The organism is Luteococcus struthionis (assembly GCF_048595755.1).
Lineage (GTDB): Bacteria > Actinomycetota > Actinomycetes > Propionibacteriales > Propionibacteriaceae > Luteococcus.
In genome coordinates this window covers 712318-735257 of sequence record NZ_CP184360.1, presented here as the reverse complement: position 1 = coordinate 735257, position 22940 = coordinate 712318, and the positions used below count along the sequence as shown (strand labels likewise).

Annotated in this window: 20 protein-coding genes and 4 riboswitches; of the genes, 10 read left to right on the top strand and 10 right to left on the bottom strand. The window is 70.7% G+C overall.

Annotated features, from left to right (window positions below; genetic code table 11):
- Positions 1-82: 82 nt before the first annotated feature.
- Positions 83-225: riboswitch (cobalamin riboswitch) on the top strand.
- Positions 226-289: 64 nt separating this feature from the next.
- The 7 genes from ACOAMO_RS03455 (at position 290) to ACOAMO_RS03425 (ending at position 8512) form a co-directional block, all read left to right on the top strand.
- Positions 290-2449, top strand: coding sequence for a VWA domain-containing protein (locus ACOAMO_RS03455; RefSeq protein WP_420176196.1), 2160 nt, complete (start codon positions 290-292; stop codon positions 2447-2449).
- A 300-nt stretch (positions 2450-2749) separates the two neighbouring features.
- Positions 2750-2814: riboswitch (cobalamin riboswitch) on the top strand.
- Positions 2815-2867: 53 nt separating this feature from the next.
- The gene (gene cobI / locus ACOAMO_RS03450) at positions 2868-3605 is read left to right on the top strand and encodes a precorrin-2 C(20)-methyltransferase (RefSeq protein WP_420176195.1); all 738 of its coding nucleotides are present in this window, start codon (positions 2868-2870) and stop codon (positions 3603-3605) included.
- Entirely contained in the window at positions 3602-4429 is an 828-nt protein-coding gene (gene cobM, locus ACOAMO_RS03445) for a precorrin-4 C(11)-methyltransferase (RefSeq protein ID WP_420176194.1), read from the top strand. The genes cobI and cobM overlap by 4 nt, the downstream gene beginning before the upstream one ends.
- Positions 4422-5231 carry a precorrin-6y C5,15-methyltransferase (decarboxylating) subunit CbiE gene (cbiE, locus tag ACOAMO_RS03440; protein ID WP_420176193.1) on the top strand — a complete coding sequence of 270 codons (810 nt, stop codon included), beginning with the start codon at positions 4422-4424 and terminating at the stop codon, positions 5229-5231. Before cobM ends, cbiE begins: the two co-directional genes overlap by 8 nt.
- On the top strand, positions 5228-7003 hold the full coding sequence (cobJ, locus tag ACOAMO_RS03435) for a precorrin-3B C(17)-methyltransferase (RefSeq protein ID WP_420176192.1): 1776 nt from the start codon (positions 5228-5230) through the stop codon (positions 7001-7003). Before cbiE ends, cobJ begins: the two co-directional genes overlap by 4 nt.
- Positions 7000-7803, top strand: a complete 804-nt coding sequence (locus ACOAMO_RS03430) for a sirohydrochlorin chelatase (protein WP_420176191.1) — start codon at positions 7000-7002, stop codon at positions 7801-7803. Before cobJ ends, ACOAMO_RS03430 begins: the two co-directional genes overlap by 4 nt.
- Before the next feature lie 28 nt (positions 7804-7831).
- Positions 7832-8512, top strand: coding sequence for a precorrin-8X methylmutase (locus ACOAMO_RS03425; protein WP_420176190.1), 681 nt, complete (start codon positions 7832-7834; stop codon positions 8510-8512).
- Between the two features lie 19 nt (positions 8513-8531).
- Here ACOAMO_RS03425 and ACOAMO_RS03420 read toward each other — a convergent pair whose 3' ends face one another.
- The 8 genes from ACOAMO_RS03420 to cbiB form a co-directional block, all read right to left on the bottom strand.
- Positions 8532-9545, bottom strand: coding sequence for an aldo/keto reductase (locus tag ACOAMO_RS03420; protein WP_420176189.1), 1014 nt, complete (start codon positions 9543-9545; stop codon positions 8532-8534).
- A 99-nt stretch (positions 9546-9644) separates the two neighbouring features.
- Positions 9645-10391, bottom strand: a complete 747-nt coding sequence (locus tag ACOAMO_RS03415; protein ID WP_420176188.1) for a cobalt-precorrin-6A reductase — start codon at positions 10389-10391, stop codon at positions 9645-9647.
- Positions 10388-11218 carry an SAM-dependent methyltransferase gene (locus ACOAMO_RS03410; RefSeq protein WP_420176187.1) on the bottom strand — a complete coding sequence of 277 codons (831 nt, stop codon included), beginning with the start codon at positions 11216-11218 and terminating at the stop codon, positions 10388-10390. Before ACOAMO_RS03410 ends, ACOAMO_RS03415 begins: the two co-directional genes overlap by 4 nt.
- Positions 11215-14967, bottom strand: coding sequence for a cobaltochelatase subunit CobN (cobN, locus tag ACOAMO_RS03405; RefSeq protein WP_420176186.1), 3753 nt, complete (start codon positions 14965-14967; stop codon positions 11215-11217). The genes ACOAMO_RS03410 and cobN overlap by 4 nt, the downstream gene beginning before the upstream one ends.
- Positions 14963-15069: riboswitch (cobalamin riboswitch) on the bottom strand. It overlaps the preceding gene by 5 nt.
- A gap of 180 nt (positions 15070-15249) precedes the next feature.
- On the bottom strand, positions 15250-15528 hold the full coding sequence (locus tag ACOAMO_RS03400) for a PspC domain-containing protein (RefSeq protein ID WP_420176185.1): 279 nt from the start codon (positions 15526-15528) through the stop codon (positions 15250-15252).
- Positions 15529-15648: 120 nt separating this feature from the next.
- A complete protein-coding gene (gene cobO / locus ACOAMO_RS03395) occupies positions 15649-16254 on the bottom strand; it encodes a cob(I)yrinic acid a,c-diamide adenosyltransferase (RefSeq protein ID WP_420176184.1) in 606 nt (201 codons plus the stop codon).
- A 1-nt stretch (position 16255) separates the two neighbouring features.
- Complete coding sequence (locus tag ACOAMO_RS03390; protein ID WP_420176183.1) at positions 16256-17842, bottom strand: cobyric acid synthase; 1587 nt, start codon at positions 17840-17842, stop codon at positions 16256-16258.
- A complete protein-coding gene (gene cbiB, locus ACOAMO_RS03385) occupies positions 17842-18903 on the bottom strand; it encodes an adenosylcobinamide-phosphate synthase CbiB (RefSeq protein WP_420176182.1) in 1062 nt (353 codons plus the stop codon). Before cbiB ends, ACOAMO_RS03390 begins: the two co-directional genes overlap by 1 nt.
- Positions 18904-18935: 32 nt before the next feature.
- Here cbiB and ACOAMO_RS03380 point away from each other — a divergent pair, with 32 nt between their 5' ends.
- Both ACOAMO_RS03380 and ACOAMO_RS03375 read left to right on the top strand, forming a co-directional pair.
- Positions 18936-19490 carry a histidine phosphatase family protein gene (locus ACOAMO_RS03380; RefSeq protein ID WP_420176181.1) on the top strand — a complete coding sequence of 185 codons (555 nt, stop codon included), beginning with the start codon at positions 18936-18938 and terminating at the stop codon, positions 19488-19490.
- 99 nt (positions 19491-19589) lie between these two features.
- A riboswitch (cobalamin riboswitch) is annotated at positions 19590-19717 on the bottom strand.
- Between the two features lie 254 nt (positions 19718-19971).
- A complete protein-coding gene (locus tag ACOAMO_RS03375; protein WP_420176180.1) occupies positions 19972-20820 on the top strand; it encodes an undecaprenyl-diphosphate phosphatase in 849 nt (282 codons plus the stop codon).
- 47 nt (positions 20821-20867) lie between these two features.
- Here the strand turns inward: ACOAMO_RS03375 and ACOAMO_RS03370 are convergent, their stop codons facing one another.
- Both ACOAMO_RS03370 and ACOAMO_RS03365 read right to left on the bottom strand, forming a co-directional pair.
- Entirely contained in the window at positions 20868-21284 is a 417-nt protein-coding gene (locus tag ACOAMO_RS03370) for a rhodanese-like domain-containing protein (RefSeq protein ID WP_420176179.1), read from the bottom strand.
- Position 21285: 1 nt separating this feature from the next.
- Positions 21286-21696, bottom strand: a complete 411-nt coding sequence (locus tag ACOAMO_RS03365) for a VOC family protein (RefSeq protein ID WP_420176178.1) — start codon at positions 21694-21696, stop codon at positions 21286-21288.
- A 251-nt stretch (positions 21697-21947) separates the two neighbouring features.
- Between ACOAMO_RS03365 and ACOAMO_RS03360 the strand changes: the two genes are divergently transcribed.
- A complete protein-coding gene (locus tag ACOAMO_RS03360) occupies positions 21948-22832 on the top strand; it encodes an endonuclease domain-containing protein (protein ID WP_420176177.1) in 885 nt (294 codons plus the stop codon).
- Positions 22833-22940: the final 108 nt, after the last annotated feature.

Below are 22940 nucleotides of genomic sequence, written 5' to 3'. Positions count from 1 at the left end.
ACGCTAGCGCCCGTCCCGGCAGTCTTCACCGCCACCCCCGTGGCGGTTCGTTGGCATGCTCCCGTGGGGCCGCTCGCACGCTAGGGTGGGCGCAGCACGAGGTGCCCCGACCGGTCAGTCCGAGAGGGGAGAATCTGGGAAGCCGGTGGGAATCCGGCACAGGCCCGCTGCGGTGATCGACGAGAGTCGTCAGTCCGAAGACCGGCCTCGTGCCACGCCCGGCCCGTGGGGCCGTGCTCCGCGTGGCCGTTGGCCGCGCGCAGACCTGTCCGGACTGAGCGGGAGCCTCATGCCACAGCACTACCCCTTCACGGCCATCGTCGGCTGCGAACCCAATGCCCTCGACCCGATGGGTCTGTCCCTGGTACTCAGCACCATCTCACCCCAGATCGGTGGGGTGCTGGTGCGCGGCCAGAAGGGCACCGCCAAGTCCACCGCGGTGCGGGCCCTGGCCCAGGTGCTGCCCCGGATCAGCGTCTACGACGAGGACCGTTTCTCCATCGATCCCGACGACCCCCAGGCCACCTCGCCGGATGGTCCCTTCACCGTCGACAGCCCGCGTCACGAGCGTCCCGTGAGGTTGGTTGAGCTGCCCGTCGGGGCCACGGAAGACCGCGTGCTCGGCTCGCTGCACCTGCAAAGTGCCTTGTCGGCCGGTGAGGTGAGCTACGAGCCGGGGCTGCTGGCCCGGGCCCACCGCGGCATCCTCTACGTCGACGAGGTGAACCTGCTGCACGACCACCTGGTCGACCTGCTGCTGGACGCCGCCGCGATGGGCCGCTCCACCGTGGAACGTGACGGGATCTCCGTCAGCCACCAGGCCCGCTTCGTGCTGATCGGCACCATGAACCCCGAAGAGGGGGAGCTGCGCCCGCAGCTGCTCGACCGCTTCGGCCTCACCGTCGAGGTGGCCGCCCCCACCGACCATGCCGCCCGCGCCGCCGTGGTGCGCCGCCGGATGGCCTTCGACGCTGACCCGGAGACCTTCATCGCCGCCCATGCCGAGGCCGAACGAGCTCTCGGCCAGCGCATCGAACAGGCCCAGCAGCGCCTGGCAGGGGTCAAGCTGGGCGACGCGGCACTGCTCAAGATCGCCGAGGTCTGCGCCGCCTTCGAGGTGGACGGTCTGCGCGCCGACATTGTCACCACCCGCACCGCCATCGCCCACGCCGCCTGGTGCGGCCGCGGCCAGGTGACCCGCGCCGACATCCGGCAGGCCGCACTGTTGGCCCTGCCGCACCGCCGGCGTCGCAATCCCTTCGACGCGCCCGGCATGGACACCGAACTGCTCGACCAGATCCTGGGCGACGACGAGCTGCCACCCGACGAGCCCGACCAACCCGACCAACCCCACCAACCTGACGAACCCGGCCCAGAGGACCCCGGTGAGGGCGAGGCCAACGACCCGCAGGGCGACCTGCCGCAAGGGGATGGTCAGGGAAAAGCGCCTGAGGGTGGCCCCGACCAGGAGCCACCCGCCGCCGAACAAACCCACGACGGGCCGGACCCCAGCGCTGAGGCGAACCAGTCGGAGCAGGAGCTCCCGATGTTGCCGCCCACCGGGGCGGCCCCGGAGAGCGTCGTGCAGGCCGGCACCCCGTCGCCCCGGCCGCGGACCTTCACCGTCCGAGGCCTGGGGGAGGGGGCCGCGGGCCGACGCTCCCGCGCCATCACCTCCACCGGTCGACGGGTCGGCGCCCGTCGCCCCGAGTCGGGGCCAGGTTCCCTGCACCTGGTGGAGACGCTGCGTGCCGCGGCGGGGGAGCAGCCGCGACGCGCGGCCCCGCGACAGGCTCGGGGCCGGTTGGACTTGCGCGCCGAGGACCTCCGGCTGGCCGTCCGCGAGGGACGCGAGGCCAACCTGGTGCTCTTCTGCGTCGACGCGTCGGGGTCGATGGCGGCGCGCAAACGCATGGTGCAGGTGAAGACCGCCATCCTCAGCCTGCTGCTGGACGCCTACCGTCGCCGCGACAAGGTGGGCCTGGTGACCTTCCGCGGGCAGGGCGCCGAGCTGGCGCTGCCGCCCACCCGCAGCGTCGACATCGCCGCCGCGCGCCTCGACGAGGTGCCGGCCGGGGGCCGCACCCCGCTGGCCGAGGGCCTGCTGGAGGCCGCCCGGGTGATGCGACGCGAGCAGCTGCGCGACCCGCAGCTGCGCCCGCTGTTGGTGCTGGTCACCGACGGCCGCGCCACCGCCGGGCAGGATGCCGTGGCACGTTCTCGCCAGGCGGCGGACTTCGTCGCCGGTCTGGGCATCTCGACGGTGGTCATCGACGGGGAACAGGGCCCGCTGCGGATGGGGCTGGCACGTCAGCTCGCCGACCGTCTGGGTGCCGAGCACGTTCCGGTCGACGAGGTCACCGCCGATGGCCTGACCCGTACCGTCCGTTCGCACCTTCCGGCCGACCGCACCGTGGAAGCGCCCCTCCCGGAGCGTCGGCTCGGCTGAGTCGAAGCCCCCGGGCCCCGCGCGCCAGTTGCGCGGCCGGGCACTGCCGCGAGGCCGCCTTCCCGACCCTGCCCTGGGCGGGGTGCTGCGAGCGCGACTCCGCAAATCGACCTTCCAGTCCGGCCTCGGGGGCACGCCCACGCGGGGATCGGTTCCCGCCTGGTTCACGCGAGGTCGATTTGCGGAGTCGGGCGCCGGGCACCCCTGCCGCCACTCCCGCAACCGGCCGCCGGCCGCAAGCATCGACCCCGCCTCGGCCCGTGAAAACCGGCATGGAAGCATGTGGACTGACCGTGGAGCGGAAGCCAGCGTGAATCTGGCACGGTCCCGCCACTGTGAGCACCACCAGGTGTGAAGTCAGGAACGCCCCCGGTCGACGGCCACGAGACAACAGGCGAGAGACCTGGAGGAGCCCCACATGAACCATGCCCGTCTGGTCGGCGTCGGAGTCGGCCCCGGCGACCCACAGCTGGTCACCCTGGCGGCGGCCACCGCGCTGCGGCAGGCCGACGTCGTGCTGGTGCCGGCCACGGAGAAGTCTGCCGACGGACCCGGCCGCGCCGAACGGATCGTCACCACCGTCACCCCCGAGGCCCGCATCGAACGGATCGGCTTCGCGATGCGCGAGCAGGGCCGCAGCGCCCGACGCCGGGAGTCCTGGCAGGCCGCCGCCGAGGCCGCCCTGGCCCACTTCGCCGCCGGCCCGGCCACCGTCGCCATGGCCACCATCGGCGATCCGGCGGTCTACTCCACCTTCAGCTACCTGGCGGCCACGGTGCGCGAATCCCTGCCCGAGCTCGAGGTCAGCTGGATCCCCGGCATCACGGCGATGCAGGCGCTCGCCGCCGCGTCGGGCACACCCCTGGTGGAGGGCAACGAGGTGCTCGCGTTGGCCCCGGCCACGCTGGGCGTCGACGGGCTGGCCCCCGTCCTCGAGGCAGCCGACTCCGTCTGCATCTACAAGGGCGGGCGCCAGCTGGGCGCGCTGCGTGAGCTGATCACCGACCGCGGCCGCACGGGCATCGTCGGCAGCGAGGTGAGCTTGCCCGAGCAGCACCTGGCACGCCTCGACGAGCTCGACGACGATGCCCGCACCGGCTACTTCTCGGCGGTGCTCAGCACCCCCGCCCGCACCAACATCGGAGGATCGCTGTGAGCACGGGAAATCCCACCGGGAAGGTGGTCTTCGTCGGCGCGGGGCCGGGCGCCGCCGACCTCATCACGGTGCGCGGCGCGCGCGTCATCGCCCAGGCCGATGTCATCATCTGGGCCTCCTCGCTGGTCCATCCCGACGTGGTCGCCGGCCACAAGCCCGGCGCCGAACTGGTCGACTCCGCCTCCCTGCCGCTGGAAGACCTGGAGCCGTACTACCTGCGAGCCCTCGACGGGCAGCTGGTCGCCCGCGTGCACACCGGTGATCCGTCGATCTACGGCGCCACCGCCGAGCAGCGCGCGGTGTGCGAGCGCCTCGGCGTCGCCCACGAGACGATCCCCGGTGTCAGCGCCTTCTCCGCCGCCGCGGCCCGCATGGACGTCGAGATCACGCTGCCGCAGGTGGCCCAGTCGCTGGTCCTCACCCGGCTGGAGGGTGGCCGCACCCCGATGCCGCCCAAGGAGACGGTGCGCGGCTTCGCCCAGCACGGCACCACCATGGCGCTCTACCTCTCGGCCGCCCGCAACCGGGTGCTGCAGGAGGAATTGCTGGCCGGTGGCTACTCGCCCGAGACGCCCTGCATCATCGGCCACCAGGTCACCTGGCCCGACGAGGTGATGCTGCGCTGCGAACTCAAGGACCTCTCGGCGACGATGAAGGAACGCCACCTGTGGAAGCACACGGTGGTGCTGGTCGGGCCGGCCCTGGCCGCGGCCACCCCCGAGTACCGCTCGCACCTGTACCACCCCGGTTTCCGGCACGAGTACCGCGCCGCCGACCCCACGGCCCAGCAGGAATTGCGTCAGAAGGGAGCGGTCAATGACTGAGGGTGCCCCCATCCGCGTCCACGGCTTCATCGGCGAGCTCACCGAGGCCCTGCGCGACGAGGCCTCCCGGGCCGACTTCGTGGTGGGCGGCGACCGTCACCTCGACGCGCTCGGCGTCGAAGCCGAGCGTCGCATCCGGCTCGGTGCGCTGTCGACGGCCGTCGATCGGGTCGTCGCCGCCGGCCCCGACGCCCACGTGATGGTGGTCGCCTCGGGCGATCCGGGCTGGTTCGGCATCGTCCGGCGACTGCGCGAGGCAGGGTTGGACCTGCGCGTGATCCCCGCCCCCACGAGCGTCTCGCTGGCCTTCGCCAGCGTCGGCATCTCGTGGGACGACGCCGAGGTGGTCAGCATCCACGGCCGCCCGCTGGAACCGGCGGTGGCCGTGTGCCGCGCCTGGGGCAAGGTGGCCGTGATGACCGGCCCCGACCACGGCATCGTCGAGATCGCCCGTGAGCTGACCGACCTGGACCGCGAGTTCTGGCTCTGCGAACGCCTTGGGGAGGACGACGAACGCATCCGCCGCTTCGACGCGGCCCAGGCGATGGCACTCGACGACGTGGCCGACCCGAATGTCGTGCTGGTGATCGATCCGGCGATGACGAGCAGCGTCGGCTGGCACCAGGGCGCGCCCCGCCCGGCCGGGCCGCCGCCGCGGGTGAGCGACGAGGCCGCCCGCATCTTCTGCCGCACCTTGCCCGGCCGCGGCGACGTGGTCCGGGCGCGGGGAGCCGTGAGCCGCGAGGTGGCGGCGCTGGCCCGCTTCAACGGCGCGGCCGTCATCGACGAGGAGGACCGATGAGGGACTGGAAGAGCGCACGGATCGCCCAAGTGACCAACAGCCCCGCCTCGCGCCAGCTCGCGGACAGCATCGACCAGGCCCTTGGCCGCGAGAGCCTGCGCTTCGACGGCCCCGCCACCGAGACCCTGCCGCGGGCCTGGGACGAGGCCGACATGGTCGTCTCGCACCTGGCGCTCGGTGCCACCACCCGGCTGGTCGCCCCGCTGCTCGACGGCAAGCACACCGACCCGGCCGTGGTCGTGGTCGACGCCGCCGGACGCTTCGCCGTCCCGCTGGTCGGCGGTCACGTCGGCGGCGCGAATGCCCTTGCCAGCGCGATCGCCGAGGCGCTGGGTGGTACCCCGGTGCTCACCACGGCCACCGACGCGCTGGGCCTGCAGGCCCTCGACACCATGGGCTGGCACCACGACGGTGACGTGGCCAGCGTCACCCGCGCCATCCTCGACGGTCACCCGGTGCTGCTGGACCGCACGCTGGGCTGGCCCGTCCCGCAGATCGCGCCCAATGTCACCGACGATGCCGCGGAGCCCGTGGCCCGCGTCGTCGTCACTGACCGCACGGACCCCGAGCCCAGCGGGCTGCCCACCGTCACCCTGCACCCGCACTCGTTGGTGGTCGGCATGGGCTGCAACAAGGGCACCGACGTCGATCAGCTGCGTGAGCTCTTCGAACGCACCCTGGCCGACGCCGGTCTGCACCCGGCCAGCGTGACCGCCATCGTCACCCACGAGCTGAAGGCCGGCGAGATCGGGTTGCTGCAACTCACCCACCAGCTCGGCATTTCGTTGCTCAGCCACACCGCCGACGAACTGGCCGCCCAGCAGGTGCCCAACCCGTCGGGCACCGTGCAGGAGCACGTCGGGACACCCTCGGTGGCCGAGGCCGCGGTGCTGGCCCACGGCGCGCAGCTCGTCGTTCCCAAGCACAAGTCCACCGATGCCACCTGCGCCGTCGGACGCCTGCCGGTGCGGGGTCTGCTGCATGTCGTCGGGTTGGGGCCGGGCGCCCGTGACCTGCTCACCCCGCGCGCCCGCACGGCCGTCCAGCAGGCCAACCTGGTGGTCGGCTACGGCCCCTATGTGCGGCAGGTGCGAGACCTGGTGGCCCCCGGCGCCAAGGTCCACGCCTCGAAGATGGGCACCGAGGAGGAACGCACCGCGCTGGCCATCGAGGCGGCCCGTGCCGGGGCCCGCGTCGCCCTGGTCTGCAGCGGCGACCCGGCCATCTATGCCATGGCCTCGCCCGTGCTGGAACAGGGAACCGCCGGCATCGACGTGGAGGTCGTCCCCGGCGTCACCGCCGAGCTGGCCGCCTCCGCCATCCTGGGCGCGCCGCTGGGCCACGACCACGCCACCATCTCGCTGTCCGACCTGCACACCAGCTGGCAGGTGATCGAGCAGCGGCTGCAGTCCGTCGCCGAGGGCGACCTCGTCGTGACCCTCTACAACCCGCGCTCCCGGAAGCGACGGATGCACCTGCCCCGGGCGCTGGAGATCCTGGGCGCCCACCGGCCCCCGACGACCCCCGTCGCGGTGGTGCAGCAGGCCACCCGGCAGCGCCAGAAGGTGATCACCTCGACGCTGGCCGACTTCCAGCCCGAATGGGTCGACATGAATTCCCTGGTGGTGGTGGGCTCATCCACCACGCGCTTCGTCCCCACCGCCTCCGGGGCCTGCATCGTCACGCCGCGCGACTATCGCTGGATGCCCGGAGCCGGCGGCACCCCCGACGAGTCGCCCGGCGCTGCGGCCGTCGTGGCGGACGAGCCGTGAGTGCCGCTCTGGTGATCGCCGCGCACGGCACCCGGCTGGGTGCCGGCGTCGAGCAGTGTCACGAACTCCTGGCGCGGGTCCGTCGCCGACTGCCCGAGCACACCGTCGAAGTCGGCTACGTGGAGCTGGTGGAGCCGCCGATCGACCGGGTGGTGGAGCGCCTGTCAGCCACCCATGACCGTGTCGTCGTCGTGCCACTGATGCTGGGCACCGGCGCCCACGTGCGGCGCGACATCCCCGACGCCACCCGCCAGGGGTGTCTGCGCCTGGGTGGGCGGGCAGTGGTGGCCGAGCACCTGTCGCCGCATTCCCTGCTGCTGCAGGCACTGGACCAACGTATCGCTGCGGCCTGCGCCGAGCCTCGGCCGTGGGAGGCGTCGACGGTGGCGGTGGTGCTCGCCGGGCGTGGCTCGGCCGTCACCCGCGCCAATGACGACCACCTGCGGCTCGCCCAGCGCCTGGCCGGGGCGGGCTGGGCTGCGGTGGTCGGTTGCTTCGTGCAGGTGGCCGCACCCGATGTCGCCACCGCGCTGGATGGGGCACGATCCCGTGGGGCGCGGCGCATCGTCGTCGCCCCGCACCTGCTCTTCGAGGGGCGCGTCAATGGCTTCCTGCGTCGCGACGCCGCGGACTGGGCCGCTCGGCACCCCGAGGTCGAGGTGCGCTTCGCGGACGTGCTGGGCCCGTGCGACGAGCTCGCCCACGTGGTCGTCCAGCGTTTCCGCGAAGCCCTCGATCGCTCGGAAGAGCCCGACCAGCAAGCCCCGACCCCCAGCCATTCCTGGACACAGCAGTCCTGAACAGAGCAGTCCTGAACAGGAGATCCCCGTGCAGTACGACTACCTCACCGACGGTTCGGCCATCTACGACCGAAGCTTCGCCATCATCCGCGCCGAGGCGCACCTGGACCGGCTGCCCGACTCCCTGGCCCCGATCGCCGCCCGCATGGTGCACGCCGCCGGACAGACCGACATCGTCGACGACCTGGGCTGGAGCGACGGGGTCGTCGAGCGCGCCCGGGCGGCCCTGCTTGCCGGTGCCCCGGTGCTGTGCGACTCGACGATGGTCGCCACCGGCATCATCCGCTCGCGCCTGCCGCGCGAGAACCCGGTGGTCTGCCTGCTGCAGGAGCCCGCCACCGCGCATCGCGCCGCCGAGCGGGGAATCACGAAGACGATGGCGGCCGTCGAGCTGTGGGCCGAACGGCCCCTGATGACCCCACGCCACCTGCTCGACGGGGCGGTGGTGGCCATCGGCAATGCCCCCACCGCGCTCTTCCGCCTGCTCGAGGTGGTGCGCGACACCGGCGTGCGACCCGCCGCGGTGGTGGGGTGCCCGGTGGGTTTCGTCGGGGCCGCCGAGTCGAAGCAGGCGCTGGCCAGCAATGACCTGGGCCTCGACTTCCTCACCCTGCACGGGCGCCGCGGCGGCTCGGCCGTCACCGTCGCCGCGGTCAATGCGCTCGCCTCACCCGACGAGCACACCAACCAGTCGCTGCTGGGGCGCTAGCAGTTGGTGGCTGCCAGGCTCAGGCCTCCGGCGCGGCAAACCCACCCATGGCGTTGTGCCCCGGGCGGGGGAGCAGGCCGACGGGAGCGTGCGGCTGGTACGGCTCCTCCAGGTAGGTGAGGTCCTCGTCGCTGAGCTCCAGGCCCAGGGCGCGCACGGCGTCGTCGACGCGGCTGGGCTTGGAGCACCCGACGATCGGGGCCTCCACACCGCGGGCCCAGTGCCAGGCCAGTGCCACGTCGGCCATCGGCACGTCCAGCCGCTTCGCCACCTCGGCGACGCGGGTGACGATCGGCATGTCCATCTCCCGCTGCCGGTCGTACTTGGCCTTCATCGTGGTGTCTGTGGTGGAGCGCGCCGAATCCGAATCCCACGTCGGGCGGGTCAGGTGGCCCGAGGCCAGCGGGCTGTAGGGGGTCAGCGCCATGCCGTACTGGCGGCAGACGGGGATCAGCTCGCGCTCGTCCTCGCGGTGCAGCAGGTTGTAGTGGTTCTGCATGCTGCTGAACCGGGTCCAGCCGTTCTGGTCCGCCACCACCTGCAGGTTGTGCAGCTGGTAGCCATACATCGCCGAGGCGCCCAGGGCGCGCACCTTGCCCGCCTTCACCAGACCGTCGAGGGCCTCCATCGTCTCTTCCATCGGGGTGTCGTAGTCGAAGCGATGGATGATGTAGAGGTCCAGGTAGTCGGTGCCCAGGCGTTCCAGCGTGCCGTCGATCTCCCGCTCGATGGCCTCCTTGCCGAGCTTGCCCTCGTTGAAGTAGACCTTCGACGCCAGCACGACGTCCTCGCGCTTCACCCCCAGGTTCTTCAGCGACTGCCCGATGAACTGCTCGCTGGTGCCGTGGGCATAGGTGTTGGCGGTGTCGATGAAGTTCACGCCCAACTCCAGCGCCCGGGCCAGCACCTCCTGCGTCGCGGGCTGGTCGATGGTCCACTGGTGGAAGTCAGGGAAGTGCTCGCCGAAGCTCATCCCGCCGATGCACAGGCGGGGGATGGTGATGTCGGTCTGGCCGAGAGTCGTGTACTGCATGGGATTCCCCCTGCTTGGTGTGGAGCTGTGCGGTGTTGGAACTGCGAGGCCCAGTCTGCTCCCGTCGACGCGCCGAACCAAGGGTGTCGGGTGGGGCCGTCAACCCCTCCCGCGTGCCAGCACCCACTTGGTCGCGCGTTCGACGTCGTGGACCGTCTCAATACCGTCGGCAGGCCGGGGTCGCTGCACCACGACGCAGGGCACGCCGAGTTCTCGGGCCGCCTCCATCTTGGGCCGGGTGTAACCGCCCCCGGAGTTCTTGGTGACCAGCACGTCGCTGCGATGCTCGCGCAGGATCGCCAGTTCCCCTTCCAGCGTGTAGGGGCCGCGGCTGGTCACCACCCGCCAGGCCTCGGGGACGTCCAGGTCGGGTTCGCGCACCATGCGCGCCAGCACGGCGTGCCCCCGCAGCTCGTCGACATAGCGCACCAGTTCCTGACGTCCGACGGTCACGAAGGGACGCCCGCCCAGCGACGCCGCCAGCTCGGCGGCCCGCTCGTGGTTCTCGGCCAGGTGCCAGCCGTCCTCGACCGGCCAGGCCGGCCGCTCCAGGCGCAGCAGTGGGATCCGACGCCCGTCGTCCAGTGGGGTGGCGCAGGCCTGGCCGGCATTGCGACTCATCCCCTCGGCAAAGGGGTGGGTGGCGTCCACCACCAGGTCGTAGCCGGCCAGGGCATCCCGCAGGCCGTCGACGCCACCGAAGCCACCGACCCGCACGGCACCCACCGGCAGCTTCGGCTCGGGCAACCGCCCGGCCAACGAACTGGTCACGTCGATTCCGGCCCCCACCAGGGCGGCCGCCAGGGCTCGTCCCTCGCTGGTGCCGCCCAGCAGCAGCACCCTCACAGCACGTTCCCGTGCTCGTCGGGGGCCCGCAGCAGGAACATGTCCATCACCCAGCCGTCGGTCTCGCGCGCCGTTTCACGTGCAACCTTCGCGTCGCCGATGACCTCGCGCACGCGCCCAGAAAGCGACTGCTCCCCGGCCGAGCCCAGGTTCGCCGACCACCACAGCTGCCAGTCGTCGAGTTCCGGCCTCGCGGCCAGGTCGTCCAGGGTGTGCGGCAGCGTGAGCATCACCACCAGGTTGCGCTGGCCGGCCGCGATGTCGTCGAAGAGCTTGCGGGCCGTCGTCACGTGCACCGGTTCGCCGACGCGGTGCAGCACCACACGGTGCCGGGCGGCCAGCACCTGCGGGGCGCTGACCCCGGGCAGCACGTTCCAGTCACAGCCCGTCTGCTGCTCGATGCGACCCGCCAGCCGCACCAGCGAGTCGAACAGCGACGAGTCACCCCAGGCCAGGATCGCCACCTGGCGTGCCGCGGGGGCCTCGGCCCGCAGGCCGGCCAGGATGCGTTCGGTTCGGGCTCCGTGCCAGTCGACGACGGCCCGGCGGTACTCGTGCCCCGTGGATTGCGACGGGCCCCGGCGATCCCGCGGCGGGTCCGGCACCAGCACCACCGGGACGCCGTGCTCGGCCGCGATCCGGCACCGCACCGCCATCTGCTCGTCCCGGTCGTGCCCGGCGTGGGCGCCGTCGGTGGCCGACTTGTCGAAGACCACCACCGCGTCGCACTCCCGCAAGGCATCCGAGACCTCGGGCGTCACGTGCTGCGGACCCATGCCGATGCCTAGGATGCGCAACCGCTCCAGGGCGGTGCCGTGAGCGCTCATGCCTGGTCCTCCAGGTCTCCCTCGAGCTCCAGGTAGACCTGCTGCATCTGTTGCAGCAGCTCGGCGTCGGGCTCGGCCCACAGGCCGCGCTCGGCGGCCTCGTGCAGCCGCTCCACGATGCCGCGCAGCGCCCACGGATTGCTGGTGCGCATGAATTCCTGGGTGGTCTCGTCCAACACGTACTCGCGCGCCACCCGGTCATACATCCAGTCGTCGACCACTCCGGCGGTGGCGTCGAAGCCGAAGAGGTAGTCGACGGTGGCGGCCAGTTCGAAGGCTCCCTTGTAGCCGTGGCGCTGCATCGCTGCGATCCACCTGGGGTTCACGACGCGGGCGCGGAAGACGCGGGCGGTCTCCTCGGCCAGGCTGCGGGTGCGCACCCGGTCGGGGCTGGTGGAGTCACCCACATAGGCCTTGGGTTCCGCGCCGGTCAGTGCCCGCACGGTGGCGACCATGCCGCCGTGGTACTGGTAGTAGTCGTCGGAGTCGATGATGTCGTGCTCGGCGGAGTCGACATTCTTGGCCGCCACCTGGATGCGGGTGTAGTTGGTGCGCATGTCGTCACTGGCGGGGATGCCGTCCAGGTCGCGCCCGTAGGCGAAGCCACCCCAGGCCGTGTAGACCTCGGCCAGGTCGTCGTCGCTGCGCCAGTTGCCGCTCTCCACCACCTGCAGGATCCCCGCGCCATAGCTGCCCGGCTTGGAACCGAAGATGCGGGTGCGGGCGCGACGCTGGTCACCGTGCTCGGCCAGATCGGCGCGCGCGTGGGCGCGCACGAAGTTCTGCTCGTCGGGCTCGTCGAGCTCCGCGACCATCGCCACCGCGTCGTCGAGCATGGCGACGACATGGGGGAAGGCGTCACGGAAGAAGCCCGAGATGCGCACCGTCACGTCGATGCGCGGGCGGCCCAGCTCGTCGAGGGGAATCACCTCCAGACGGCTGACCCGACGCGAGGCCTCGTCCCACTCGGGCCGCACGCCCAACAGGGCCAGCACCTCGGCGATGTCGTCGCCGCTGGTCCGCATCGCGGAGGTTCCCCAGACACTGAGCCCCACCGAGGTGGGGTAGGTGCCGGTCTCGTCCAGGTGGCGCTGCAGCAGGGAATCGGCCATGGCCTGCCCCGTCTGCCAGGCCAGCCGCGACGGCACCGCGCGCGGGTCGACGGTGTAGAAGTTGCGGCCCGTGGGCAGCACGTTCACCAGCCCACGCAGCGGGGATCCCGACGGGCCGGACGGGATGAAGCCGCCCTCCAGCGCGTGCAGCACGGCAGTCAGTTCGTCGGTGGTGCGCTCCAACCGCGGCACCACCTGCTCGGCGGCGAAGCGCAGCACCCGGGCCACGTCTCCCCTCGACAGGCTCGGGGAACGGTCCGTTTCGCTGGCCGAGTCTCCCTGCCCCTCGACAGGCTCGGGGGCCGGGTGGCTGGGCCGGGAGCCAACCACGGTGGCCGAGCTTGTCGAGGCCAGCTCGTCCACTGCCTCCGGGTCCCAGCCGGCCTGCTCCATCGCCTGCACCAGGGCGCGGGCCTCGGCCTCCACCTCGTCGGTGCGCACCGAGTCGGCGTCGTCCTCGAGTCCCAGGGCGCGACGCAGCCCCGGCACGGCATCACTCGCGCCACCCCAGACCTGCTGCGCCCGCAGGATCGCCAGCACCAGGTTGACCCGTGCCTCCCCAGTGGGGGCCGCGCCCAGGGTGTGCAGCCCGTCGCGGATCTGCGCGTCCTTGATCTCGCACAGCCAACCGTCGACGTGCAGCAGGAAGTCGTCGAACTCCTCGTCCTGCGGCCTCTCCTCCAGGCCCAGGTCTCGGTGCATCTCCGCGGCGCGCATCAGCGCCCAGATCTCGCCGCGCACGGCCGGCAGCTTCGCCGGGTCCATCGAGGCGATGTTGGCGTGCTCGTCGAGCAGCTGCTCCAACCGGGCGATGTCGCCATAGCTCTCGGCGCGCGCCATCGGCGGCACCAGGTGGTCGACGATCACCGCGTGCGCCCGACGCTTGGCCTGCGCGCCCTCGCCCGGATCGTTGACCAGGAAGGGGTAGACCAGCGGCAGCGAGCCGATCGCGGCGTCGGGCCCGCACGCCACACTCAGCGCCGCATTCTTGCCCGGCAGCCACTCCATCGAGCCATGCTTGCCCAGATGCACCACCGCGTGGGCGCCGAAGCCGTGCTCGATCCAGCGGTAGGCGCCGATGTAGTGGTGGCTGGGGGCCATGTCGGGGTCGTGGTAGATCGCGACGGGGTTCTCGCCGAAGCCGCGCGGCGGCTGGACCAGGATCACCACATTGCCGGCCTGCAGCGTGGCCAGCACCAGTTCGCCCTCGTCGTTGACGAACAGGCTGCCCGGCCCCTCTCCCCAGGCCTCACGCATCTGGTCCCGCAGCTCGACGGGCAGGTCGGCGGTCCATTCGCGGTACTGCTCGGGCGTGATGCGGACGTGCGCCTCGCTCAGCTGCGCATTGGTGAGCCACTCCTCGTCCTGCCCGCCGGCCGCGATCAACGCGTGGATCAGGGCGTCGCCGGCCCTGGTCTCGGCCTCGGGGGAGCCGTCCGAGGCGTCGACGATCCGGGTGACCTCATTGTCGCCTCCCAGGTCATAGCCCTCCTCGCGCAGCCGACGCAGCAGGCGGATCGCAGAGACGGGGGTGTCCAGGCCCACGGCATTGCCGATCCGGGCGTGCTTGGTGGGGTAGGCGGACAGCACCAGCGCCAGTTTCTTGTCACGGTTGGGCGTGTGGCGCAGCCGGGCGTGGTTGACGGCCAGCCGCGCCAGCCTGGTGCAGCGTTCCTGGTCTGCGACGTAACGGGGCAGGCCCTCGTCGTCGAACTCCTTGAAGCTGAAGGGGCCGGCGATGATGCGGCCGTCGAATTCCGGGATGGCGATCTGGGTGGCCGAGTCCAGCGGCGTGACACCCTCGTCGTTGGCCTGCCATTCGGTGCGGCTGCTGGTCAGGCACAGTCCCTGGATGATCGGAAGGTCGAGTTCCGCTATCCGGGCGACGTCCCACGCCTCGTCGTCGCCTCCGGCCTGGGCGCTGGCGGGGGTGGAGCCGCCAGCCGCGAGCACCGTCACCACCAGGGCATCCAGGCTTGCCAGCGCCTGGTACAGCTCGTCGGGGGCCTGACGCAGCGAACCTGCGAAGATCGGTAACCCCACCGCCAGCCCCGTCGCATCGACCGCGTCGGCCAGCTCGTGGGCGAAGGCGGCGTTGCCGCTGACCTCATGGGCTCGGTAGTAGAGGATCCCCACCGCGGGCAGTTCCTGCGCCCCGGGCACCTGCTCCCGCGCCGCCCAGCCCCAGGCCGGCACCGGGCGCGGCGCCTCGAATCCCTCACCGGTCAGCAGCACCGTGTCGGACAGGAAGGCGTGGAGCTGCCTCAGGTTGGCGGGGCCGCCCTCGGCCAGGTAGCGGTGCGCCTCGGCCGCGACGCCGATCGGCACGCTGGACAGCTCCATCAGCTGGGCGCTGGGTTCCTGTTCGCCGCCCAGCAGCACCATGGGTTTCGTGTCGGCAAGCTGGCGGAAGCCGTCGCACAGGTCCTGCGGACCGCCCAGGATGCGGGCCACCACCAGATCGCACCCGGCGATCTCGTCGGCCATCTCCTGGTGCATGGGGCGTGAGGGATTGCCCAACAGGTAGTCGGCGCCGCTGGCGCGAGCCGAGAGCAGGTCGGTGTCGGACGTGGACAGCAGGGCGATGCGCATCGGCGCGTCTCCTCCCCCGGAGTTCTCGCTCCGGAACGTGGGCATGGACTCACCCGACGGCCAGTGTCTGGCTTTCACAGTGGCGGAACCGCCCCGGGCTTGCACCGGGTTCCTGCGCCGTGGGCTGCCGTCAGCCTAGCGGGCGATGGTGCTCTCCCCATGCCAGTCGATGGTCCCGGATGCCAGGCCCCTGCCCGGGGATCGGGTTGGTGCGGGTTTCCCAGGGGGTCGCTCGGGTTTGTTGCTCTCGCTCGGGTTGCAATCCGAGCGCGGTTGACCAACCCGCGCGAGAACAGGGAACGGAGGACCGAGGCAGGGAGAGCTGGGCTACTGGCTCGGCGAGTCCGCTGGGATTGAGATCGCGGCAACCAGGTAGAGCAGCACGAAGAGCACCAGCAGTGCCAACATCACGTGTCCCTCGGCCAAAGGCGCGAACAGAGCCGAGCTCACCACGCTGAAGGCGACGTAGACACCGCGTACCCACGTGGGTGAGTACCCGGCCCAGTCGGCGACGCCGGCGCACATCCCGGTCAGCCACTTCTGGTCGGTGCTGCGCCGCAGCGGAGGACGCATCGGAGTTTGATTGCGAGGCGAGTTCTGGTTCACCCCTCCACTGTCCAATGACGGCTCTTTCCTGACATCCGGCCGGTGGGGGATTCCCCGCACAAACCCGTCCGTCCCTCCTCCTGGAGAGGGACACCGATCGGCCAGATGGTCAACCCACCCTCACCACTCGATGCCGGCCTGCCCCTTCGCCCCGGTGTCGAAGGGGTGCTTGATCTTGGTCATCTCGGTCACCAGGTCTGCCGCCTCGATCACCTGCTGCGGCATCCGGCGCCCGGTCATCACGACATGCTGGTTGCCGGGGCGATTGCGCAGGGTCTCGAGCACCTCGTCGACGTCCAACCAGCCGTTGGCCAGCACATAGCTGAACTCGTCGAGCACGTAGAGCTTGTGGGTCTGGTTGGCGAGCTGCTCGCTGATCCGCGCCCAGCCCTCCTTGCTCATCGCGACGTGGTCCACCTCCTGGGTGGAGCGCAGCCAGGTCCAGCCGGCGCCCATGGCGTGCCACTCGACGGGCCCGCCCTGCCCGGTCTGCTGGTGCACCTCGTTGAGCGCCGCGAAGGCCGCCTTCTCGCCGGTGCGCCAGTTGGGCGACTTCACGAACTGGTAGACGCCGATGCTCCAGCCCTGGTTCCAGCCGCGCAGCGCCATCCCGAAGGCGGCGGTGGACTTGCCCTTGCCGTCGCCGGTGTTGACGATCAACCGCGGCTGGTGCCGCAGCTGACGCGTGGTGAGCTTCTCGTCCTTGACCGGTGGGGTCCCCTGCATGTCAGTTCTCCTCTGGGTTGGTGCTGGTGAGGGCTGGGTTGGGTGTGGTGAGGGCCAGCAGGGCGTCGACGTCCAGCTGCTCCTCGATGGCATCGGCCAATGTCTCGATCATTCGTTCCCGCAGCGCACCGAATCCCGGCGCGTCTGGGCTGGGGCGCCACGGGTGCCCGGCCTGCTCGGCGACGCGGGTGAGCCAGGCGCGGCGGAAGCTGTCGTGCTCCAGGGCGCCGTGCCAGTGGGTGCCCCAGGTGGTGCCCACCCGCATGCCGTCCAGGAAATCCTCGTCGGGCTCCGCCAGGCGCGTGGGACGGCCGTGGTGGATCTCGTACCCGGTGGTGGTCTGCCCCTGCCAATGCCCGGTGGGGCGGTCGAGCACCTTGTCAGGGTGGAAGTCGACGCGCAGGGGCAGCAGTCCCAACCCCTCGACAGGCTCGGGGAACGACGATGGGCCATCAGACTCGGTGGCCGAGCCTGTCGAGGCCTGGGTGGTGGTTCCGGTGGCCGAGCCCGTCGAGTTGGTTGCGGTGGCCGAGCTTGTCGAGGCCCGCTCCACCTCATCCACGATCAGCCGCCCCAGCATCTGGTAGCCGCCGCAGATCCCCAGCACTGGCTTGTGCTCGGCATGGCGTGCGGCCACCACCCGGTCGATCCCGCGGGAACGCAGCCAGGCCAGGTCGTCGACGGTGGCCCGGGTGCCAGGCAGCACTAGCAGGTCTGCCGTGGCGCAGACGCCGGGATCGGCGGTGACCTCCACCCGCAGGCCCGGTTCGGCCGCCAGGGCATCCACGTCGGTGGCATTGCTCACACGGGGCAGCCGCACCACCGCCACCCGCAACGGCTGGGCGACCGACGCCGTCGAGCGCCGCCAGCCCCCAATCGCCAGGGCGTCCTCCCCGTCGAGCCAGACCCCGTCGAGCCAGTTGAGCACCCCGAAGTTGGTCAGGCCGGTGCGTCGGCTGATCTCCTCCAAACCCGGCGCCAGCACCGAGGGATCTCCCCGGAACTTGTTGATCACGTAGCCCTTCAGCAGCTGCCGGTCCTCATGCTCCAGCAGCGCCCAGGTGCCGTAGATGCTGGCCAGCACACCACCCCGGTCGATGTCTCCCACCAGCACCACCGGCAGGTTGAACTGCCGGGCCAGACCCATGTTGACGTAGTCCCCGCCACGCAGGTTGATCTCGGCGGGGGAGCCGGCCCCTTCACAGACCACCAGCTGGTGCGCCGATTCAAGTTCACGGAAGGCCTCGAAGGCAGACGCCGCCAGATGACGCCGACCGGTGGCGTACTGCCCGGCCTCCAGGGCCCCGTCGGCCCGCCCCCGCAGCACGACGTGGGCGCGCCGGTCCGTGCCGGGCTTGATCAGCACCGGGTTCATCGCGGTGGAGGGTTCCACCCCCGCGGCCAGGGCCTGCAGGTACTGCGCGCGGCCAATCTCACCGTCGGCCACCACCATCGAGTTGTTGCTCATGTTCTGCGCCTTGAAGGGCGCCACGTCGATGCCGCGTCGTCGCAGCGCCCGGCACAGCCCCACCGTCACCAGCGACTTGCCCGCATCGGACGAGGTTCCCGCCACCAGGATTCCGGCCATCAGTGTCCACCTCCGCAAATCGACCACGCAGCAAGGGCGCTGCGTGCGGCGCCCGTCCGACCCGTCGTTCGGCGACGCGACGGATGGACGGTTTGCGGAGTGCGACGCATCGCCTGCCCCGCCGAGGCCAGCCCACCCACCATGCAGACCAGTGCGGTCGCGGCCAGCTGGACCCGCCGCGACAGCGCCGCTGCAGCGCGCAGCTCGCCGGCGCCGGGGCGCGGCCCCTCTCCCAACAGGCCTCGGTGCTCAACACGCCCGCCCGGGTAGACATTGCGCCCGCCCAATTGCACTCCCAGGGCGCCGGCGAAGGCTGCCTCACACCAACCTCCGTTGGGGCTGGGGTGGTCATGAGCATCACGACGCATCACTCGCCAGGCCTCATCGCGTCGGGCACCGGCCAGTGCGCATGTCAGTGCACCGGTCAGCCTGGCAGGAAGCCAGCACATGACGTCGTCACACCGGGCCGCAACGGTTCCGAAGTGCTCGTAGCGGTCATTGCGATGACCCACCATGGCGTCCAAGGTGTTCACCGCCCGGTGGACCAGCAGGCCGGGGATCCCCGCCAGCGCGCCCCAGAACAGCGGTGCCACGACGGCATCCGCACTGTTCTCGGCCACCGACTCCAGTGCGGCGCGTGCGAGTTCTGGTTCGTCCAATGCCTCGGCGAGCCGGCCGCACAAGTGCGGCAGCCGCTCCCGCGCCGACCCCAGGTCGTCGTCGGCCAAGTGCTGCGCCATCGATTCACCTTCGCGGGCCAGGGACTCACCGCCCGTCACGACCCATGCCGCCAGGGCCGTCAATCCCGCCTGCCACAAGGGGTGATGCCGGCTGGCGCGCTCGGCCGTCAGGCCCAGTGCCAAGGCTGGGGCCAGACAGGCCGCACCGTGCACGGCGCCTCGCACAAGCTCCCCACGAGGAGTGCTGCGACGCCAGACCCAGCCCTCCACGGTCATGGCCCAGGTGCCGAAGGCCGCCACCGGATGGTGCCGCTGCGGGTCGGCAAGGAATCGGTCGACGGCAGTGCCCACCGCGATTCCCAGCAGTCGTGGCCAGATCATGCCGCACCTGCCATCGGTCCTAGCCTTGAGCTATGGAACTGGTCCTGGTGCGGCACGGCGAGAGCGTCTGGAACCGAGAGGGCCGCCTGCAGGGGCAGACCCTGGACGTGCCCTTGACCGAGCTCGGGCGCAGTCAGGCGGAGCTGGCGGCGCGACGTGTGGCCGCCTTGGCACCCGCGGGAACCCCGGTGCTGGCCAGCGACCAGCTGCGTGCCCGGCAGACGGCACAGATCATCGCCGATGGCCTCGGCTCTCGGGTCGAGACGACGCCCTTGCTGAGGGAGCAGGCCCTCGGGCAACTCGAGGGCAAGCGCCTCGACGAACTCGTCGCCGAGCCCGTGCCCGAGGGAAAGGACATCTCCGAGGTTTGTTGGGGCGGTGGGGAGTCCATCCAGCAGGTCCATGAGCGCTGCGTGAGGCTGGTGGAGCAGATGCGGCGCGAGTCGGTGCCCGTGATGGTCCTGGTGGGCCATGGGGACGCGCTGCGCGTCCTGCTCAGTGTGCTGGACGGTCGCGGGCACCGCGACGTGGACTGGTGCCCCATCGGCAATGGTGAGGTCTTCGTGCGTCACCTGCCCGGGGGCTGAGCAGGGAGGGGTAGTGGCGTGCATCACTCGTCCTTCGCGAATGTCAGGCAGGTGCTGACCTCGCAAGGTGGTGAGGCGAACCTCCGCCCCTCGCCGAGGGCAGGTGGGCGCGCAGCCAGCAGGCGACCGGGCTCGTCCTCCTGACCAGAGGCATCACCGTTGCGGGACAGCGCCGGGATCACACCGGCTTCGCTGCTGAGCGACGCACTGGCCACGGGCCAGCGACAACACCCTAGCCCCACCAAGCTCTTCACGAGCCGACTCCGCAAAAGCGCCCCGCATCGTCCTTGCCCGGGAGCACTGCCGCGGCACTCCGCGAGCGGGCCCAGTGCCCGTGGTCATCGTGCAGAGTGGACGGCCACAGAGGCGTCTGGCAAGCCGCTGTGCGGGTACTGAGAGGCGTTCGGGGCGCCTCGTCGAACACTCTTAACCTGACAAAGCACCGTCCGACCGGCGGAGGGTCGCAGGAACGGAGCACAACATGACTTGGTGGGAATCGATCATCCTCGGAATCGTGGAGGGTGTGACCGAGTTCCTGCCGGTCTCGAGCACCGGGCACCTGACCATCACCGAGAAGCTGATGGGGATGCGCATCGATGACCCGGGTGTCACGGCCTACACCGCGATCATCCAGATCGGCGCGATCCTCGCAGCCGTGTGGTACTTCCGTGAGGACATCGTCCGGATCGCCACCGCCTTCATCAAGGGCCTGGGCAACAAGTCGGCCCGCGACGCCGACTACAACATGGGCTGGGCCGTCGTCGTCGGCACCGTCATCACCGCCAGCGTGGCGCTGCTGGGCGAGAACCTGATCACCGGGGCGCTACGCAGCATGTGGGTGGTTGCCGTGGGGCTGATCGTGTGGTCCTTCGCGATGTTCGCCGCCGACCGTCACTCGGCCAAGCTGCCCGAGAGCCAGAAGCGTGGGCTGGAGACGATCACCTGGAAGGATGGCGCCATCCTGGGCCTGGTCCAGTGCCTCTCGCTGATGCCGGGTGTCTCCCGCTCCGGTGCCACCATCACCGGTGGCCTGTTCAGCGGGCTTGATCGCGTCGCCGCCACCAAGCTGTCCTTCTACCTGGGCATTCCCGCCCTGGTGGCCGCGGGCATCTACCAGGCCGCCACCGAGGCCAGCGCGGTCGGCGCCACCGTCGGGTGGGGCGTGACGCTGATCGGCACGGTGGTGAGCTTCTTCGTCGCCTACGCCTCGATCGCGTGGTTGTTGAAGTTCGTGGCCAGCAACACCTTCACGTCCTTCGTGATCTACCGCATCGTGGTGGGTCTGGCGATTCTCGGCCTGCTCTTCGGCGGGGTCATCACCGCCAACTGACCTCTCATACAAGGAGCCGCACCCCGGTGGGTGCGGCTCCTTGCATGTCAGGACTTCTCACGAGCGACGACGGGTAGCCCCGCCTTCTTCCAGCCGGAGAAACCACCGCCCAGGTGGGAGACGTCATCGCGTCCCATCTCGCGCAGTGCTGCGGCGCTCAACGCCGAGCGCCATCCGGATCCGCAGTAGAGGACCAGCTGGCGTCCATCGTCCAGTTTCGGCTTGTAGTACGGGCTCTCCGGATCGACCCAGAACTCGAGCATCCCCCGTGGGGCATGTACGGCGCCGGGCAGTTGCCCCTCGCGCTCCAGCTCGCGCACATCACGGATGTCCACCAGCAGGACCTGGGGGTCATCGAGGATGGCATGCACCTGCTCGGCGTCCAGGGTCGTGATCTGTTCCTCGGCGCGAGCAACCAGCGCGGCGGCATTGACGCGCAACGGGCTGCCGGGGGTTCGGGTCATGTCAGGCCTCTCCAAGATCTTGGGCGATCTCCCAGCTATGGTCGTCGGGGTCCCGGAAGGTGGCCACCCGCATGCCCCAGGGCTTGTCCTCCGGCATCGTGTCGAAGGTGACCCCGCGGCGCTGGAGCAGTTCCACCACCGTGTCGATGTCATCCACCCAGATGGCCAGCTGACTGCGTGGCCCGGTGTGCGGATCGCCGGGCTCGGCGGGGGTGACCAGCCGGGGACCCTCGCTGGTGACCAGCAGGTTGAGCACGACGCTGCCCAACCCGAAACCGGTGGACTTCTCGTCGGACCACAGCGGATCCTCGGCGAAGACGCGGGAGTAGAACTCCCGGCTGGTCTGCAGGTCATCAACCAGCAGGGTGATGGCCGACAGCGCCGGGGTGAACGACTGCTCATGGGTGTCCATGGCCTCACGGTATCCATAGCCGGGAGCCGCGACGAGGCCTTGCGCAAGGGGCGAGACGACGACTCCGCAGGACAGCCTCGTGGCGGGGTGAGGCGGTTGCCGTCGAGCGGAAGCTGCGCTCGTCGGCGACGGTGGGTGGCCTGTCTGCGGAGTTGGTGCGGGGAGCCTGCGTGCTGTCCACAGCCGGGGCGCCCTGCCAAGGCTGTGGATGGCGCTGCGGCGGGGGCAGGGCGGGTGCACACACTCCTGGCATGAGCAATGCGGACGTGGCACGACGGGTCGTCTTCGAGGCGGGCGGGGTGGTCAGTCGCCGAGACCACCGGGAGCTCCGCAATGCCTTCGATTGGTTGGTGAAGACGGGGGAACTGGTTGCCGTGCTGCCGGGTGTGCTGGCCGCCGCGTCACTGGCCAATACCTTCGAGGCGAGGGTGGCGGCCGTGGCGCTGTGGGATCCCGACGCGGTGGTGATCGGCCGAGCCGCCGCACGCCTCGGTTTCTGGCCTGGGGCTCGGGATGACGTGGTCGAGGTGGTGACCAGGCGACGCCCGGCACCACGGGAGGGTTTCGTCTTCCGACGGGTGAGATTGGATCCCGATGAGGTGGTGGAGGACCCGGGCAGCGGGGTGCGTCATTCCTCACCCGGCTGGACGGCACTCTGGTTGGCTCGGTGGGACCACGGCGAGGCCACGGACGAGGCCTTGCGGGCCACGGCAGTCACCCCGGAGGGCCTGATGGAGCTGATGGCCCACTTCCGAGGCCGGGTGGGGGCTCCACTGCGACGTTTCGTGGCGGTGCACAGCCGGGAGAAACCCTGGTCGGTTGCAGAGCGCATGATGCACGTCGCCATGCGTGAGGCGGGCATCACGGGATGGAAGGGCAACCACGTCTTCCATCTGGCGGGGCGCAGCTGGCCGGCTGACATCGTCTTCGAGAAGATCCGACTGGTGATCGAATTCGACGGATTCGAGTCCCACTCGCGTCGGGACGTCTTCCACGCCGATCATGAGAAGGCCTTGCTGCTGATGAGCGAGGGCTGGTTGGTGGTGCGCTTCAGTTGGGAGCAGTTGAGGGATCGCGAGCAGATGTTGCGTTGGATCCGTGACGCCATGGCGATGGCGACGGCCCTGTCCTCGTGACGGGCTGTCGGCCAGCTGAAGAGGTGCGGGGGGCAACCCGCTGATCGGCCGCGATCTGCGCGTTCTCAGGCATCTCTGGGGATGGGCGTCGATATGGTGTGACCGGCC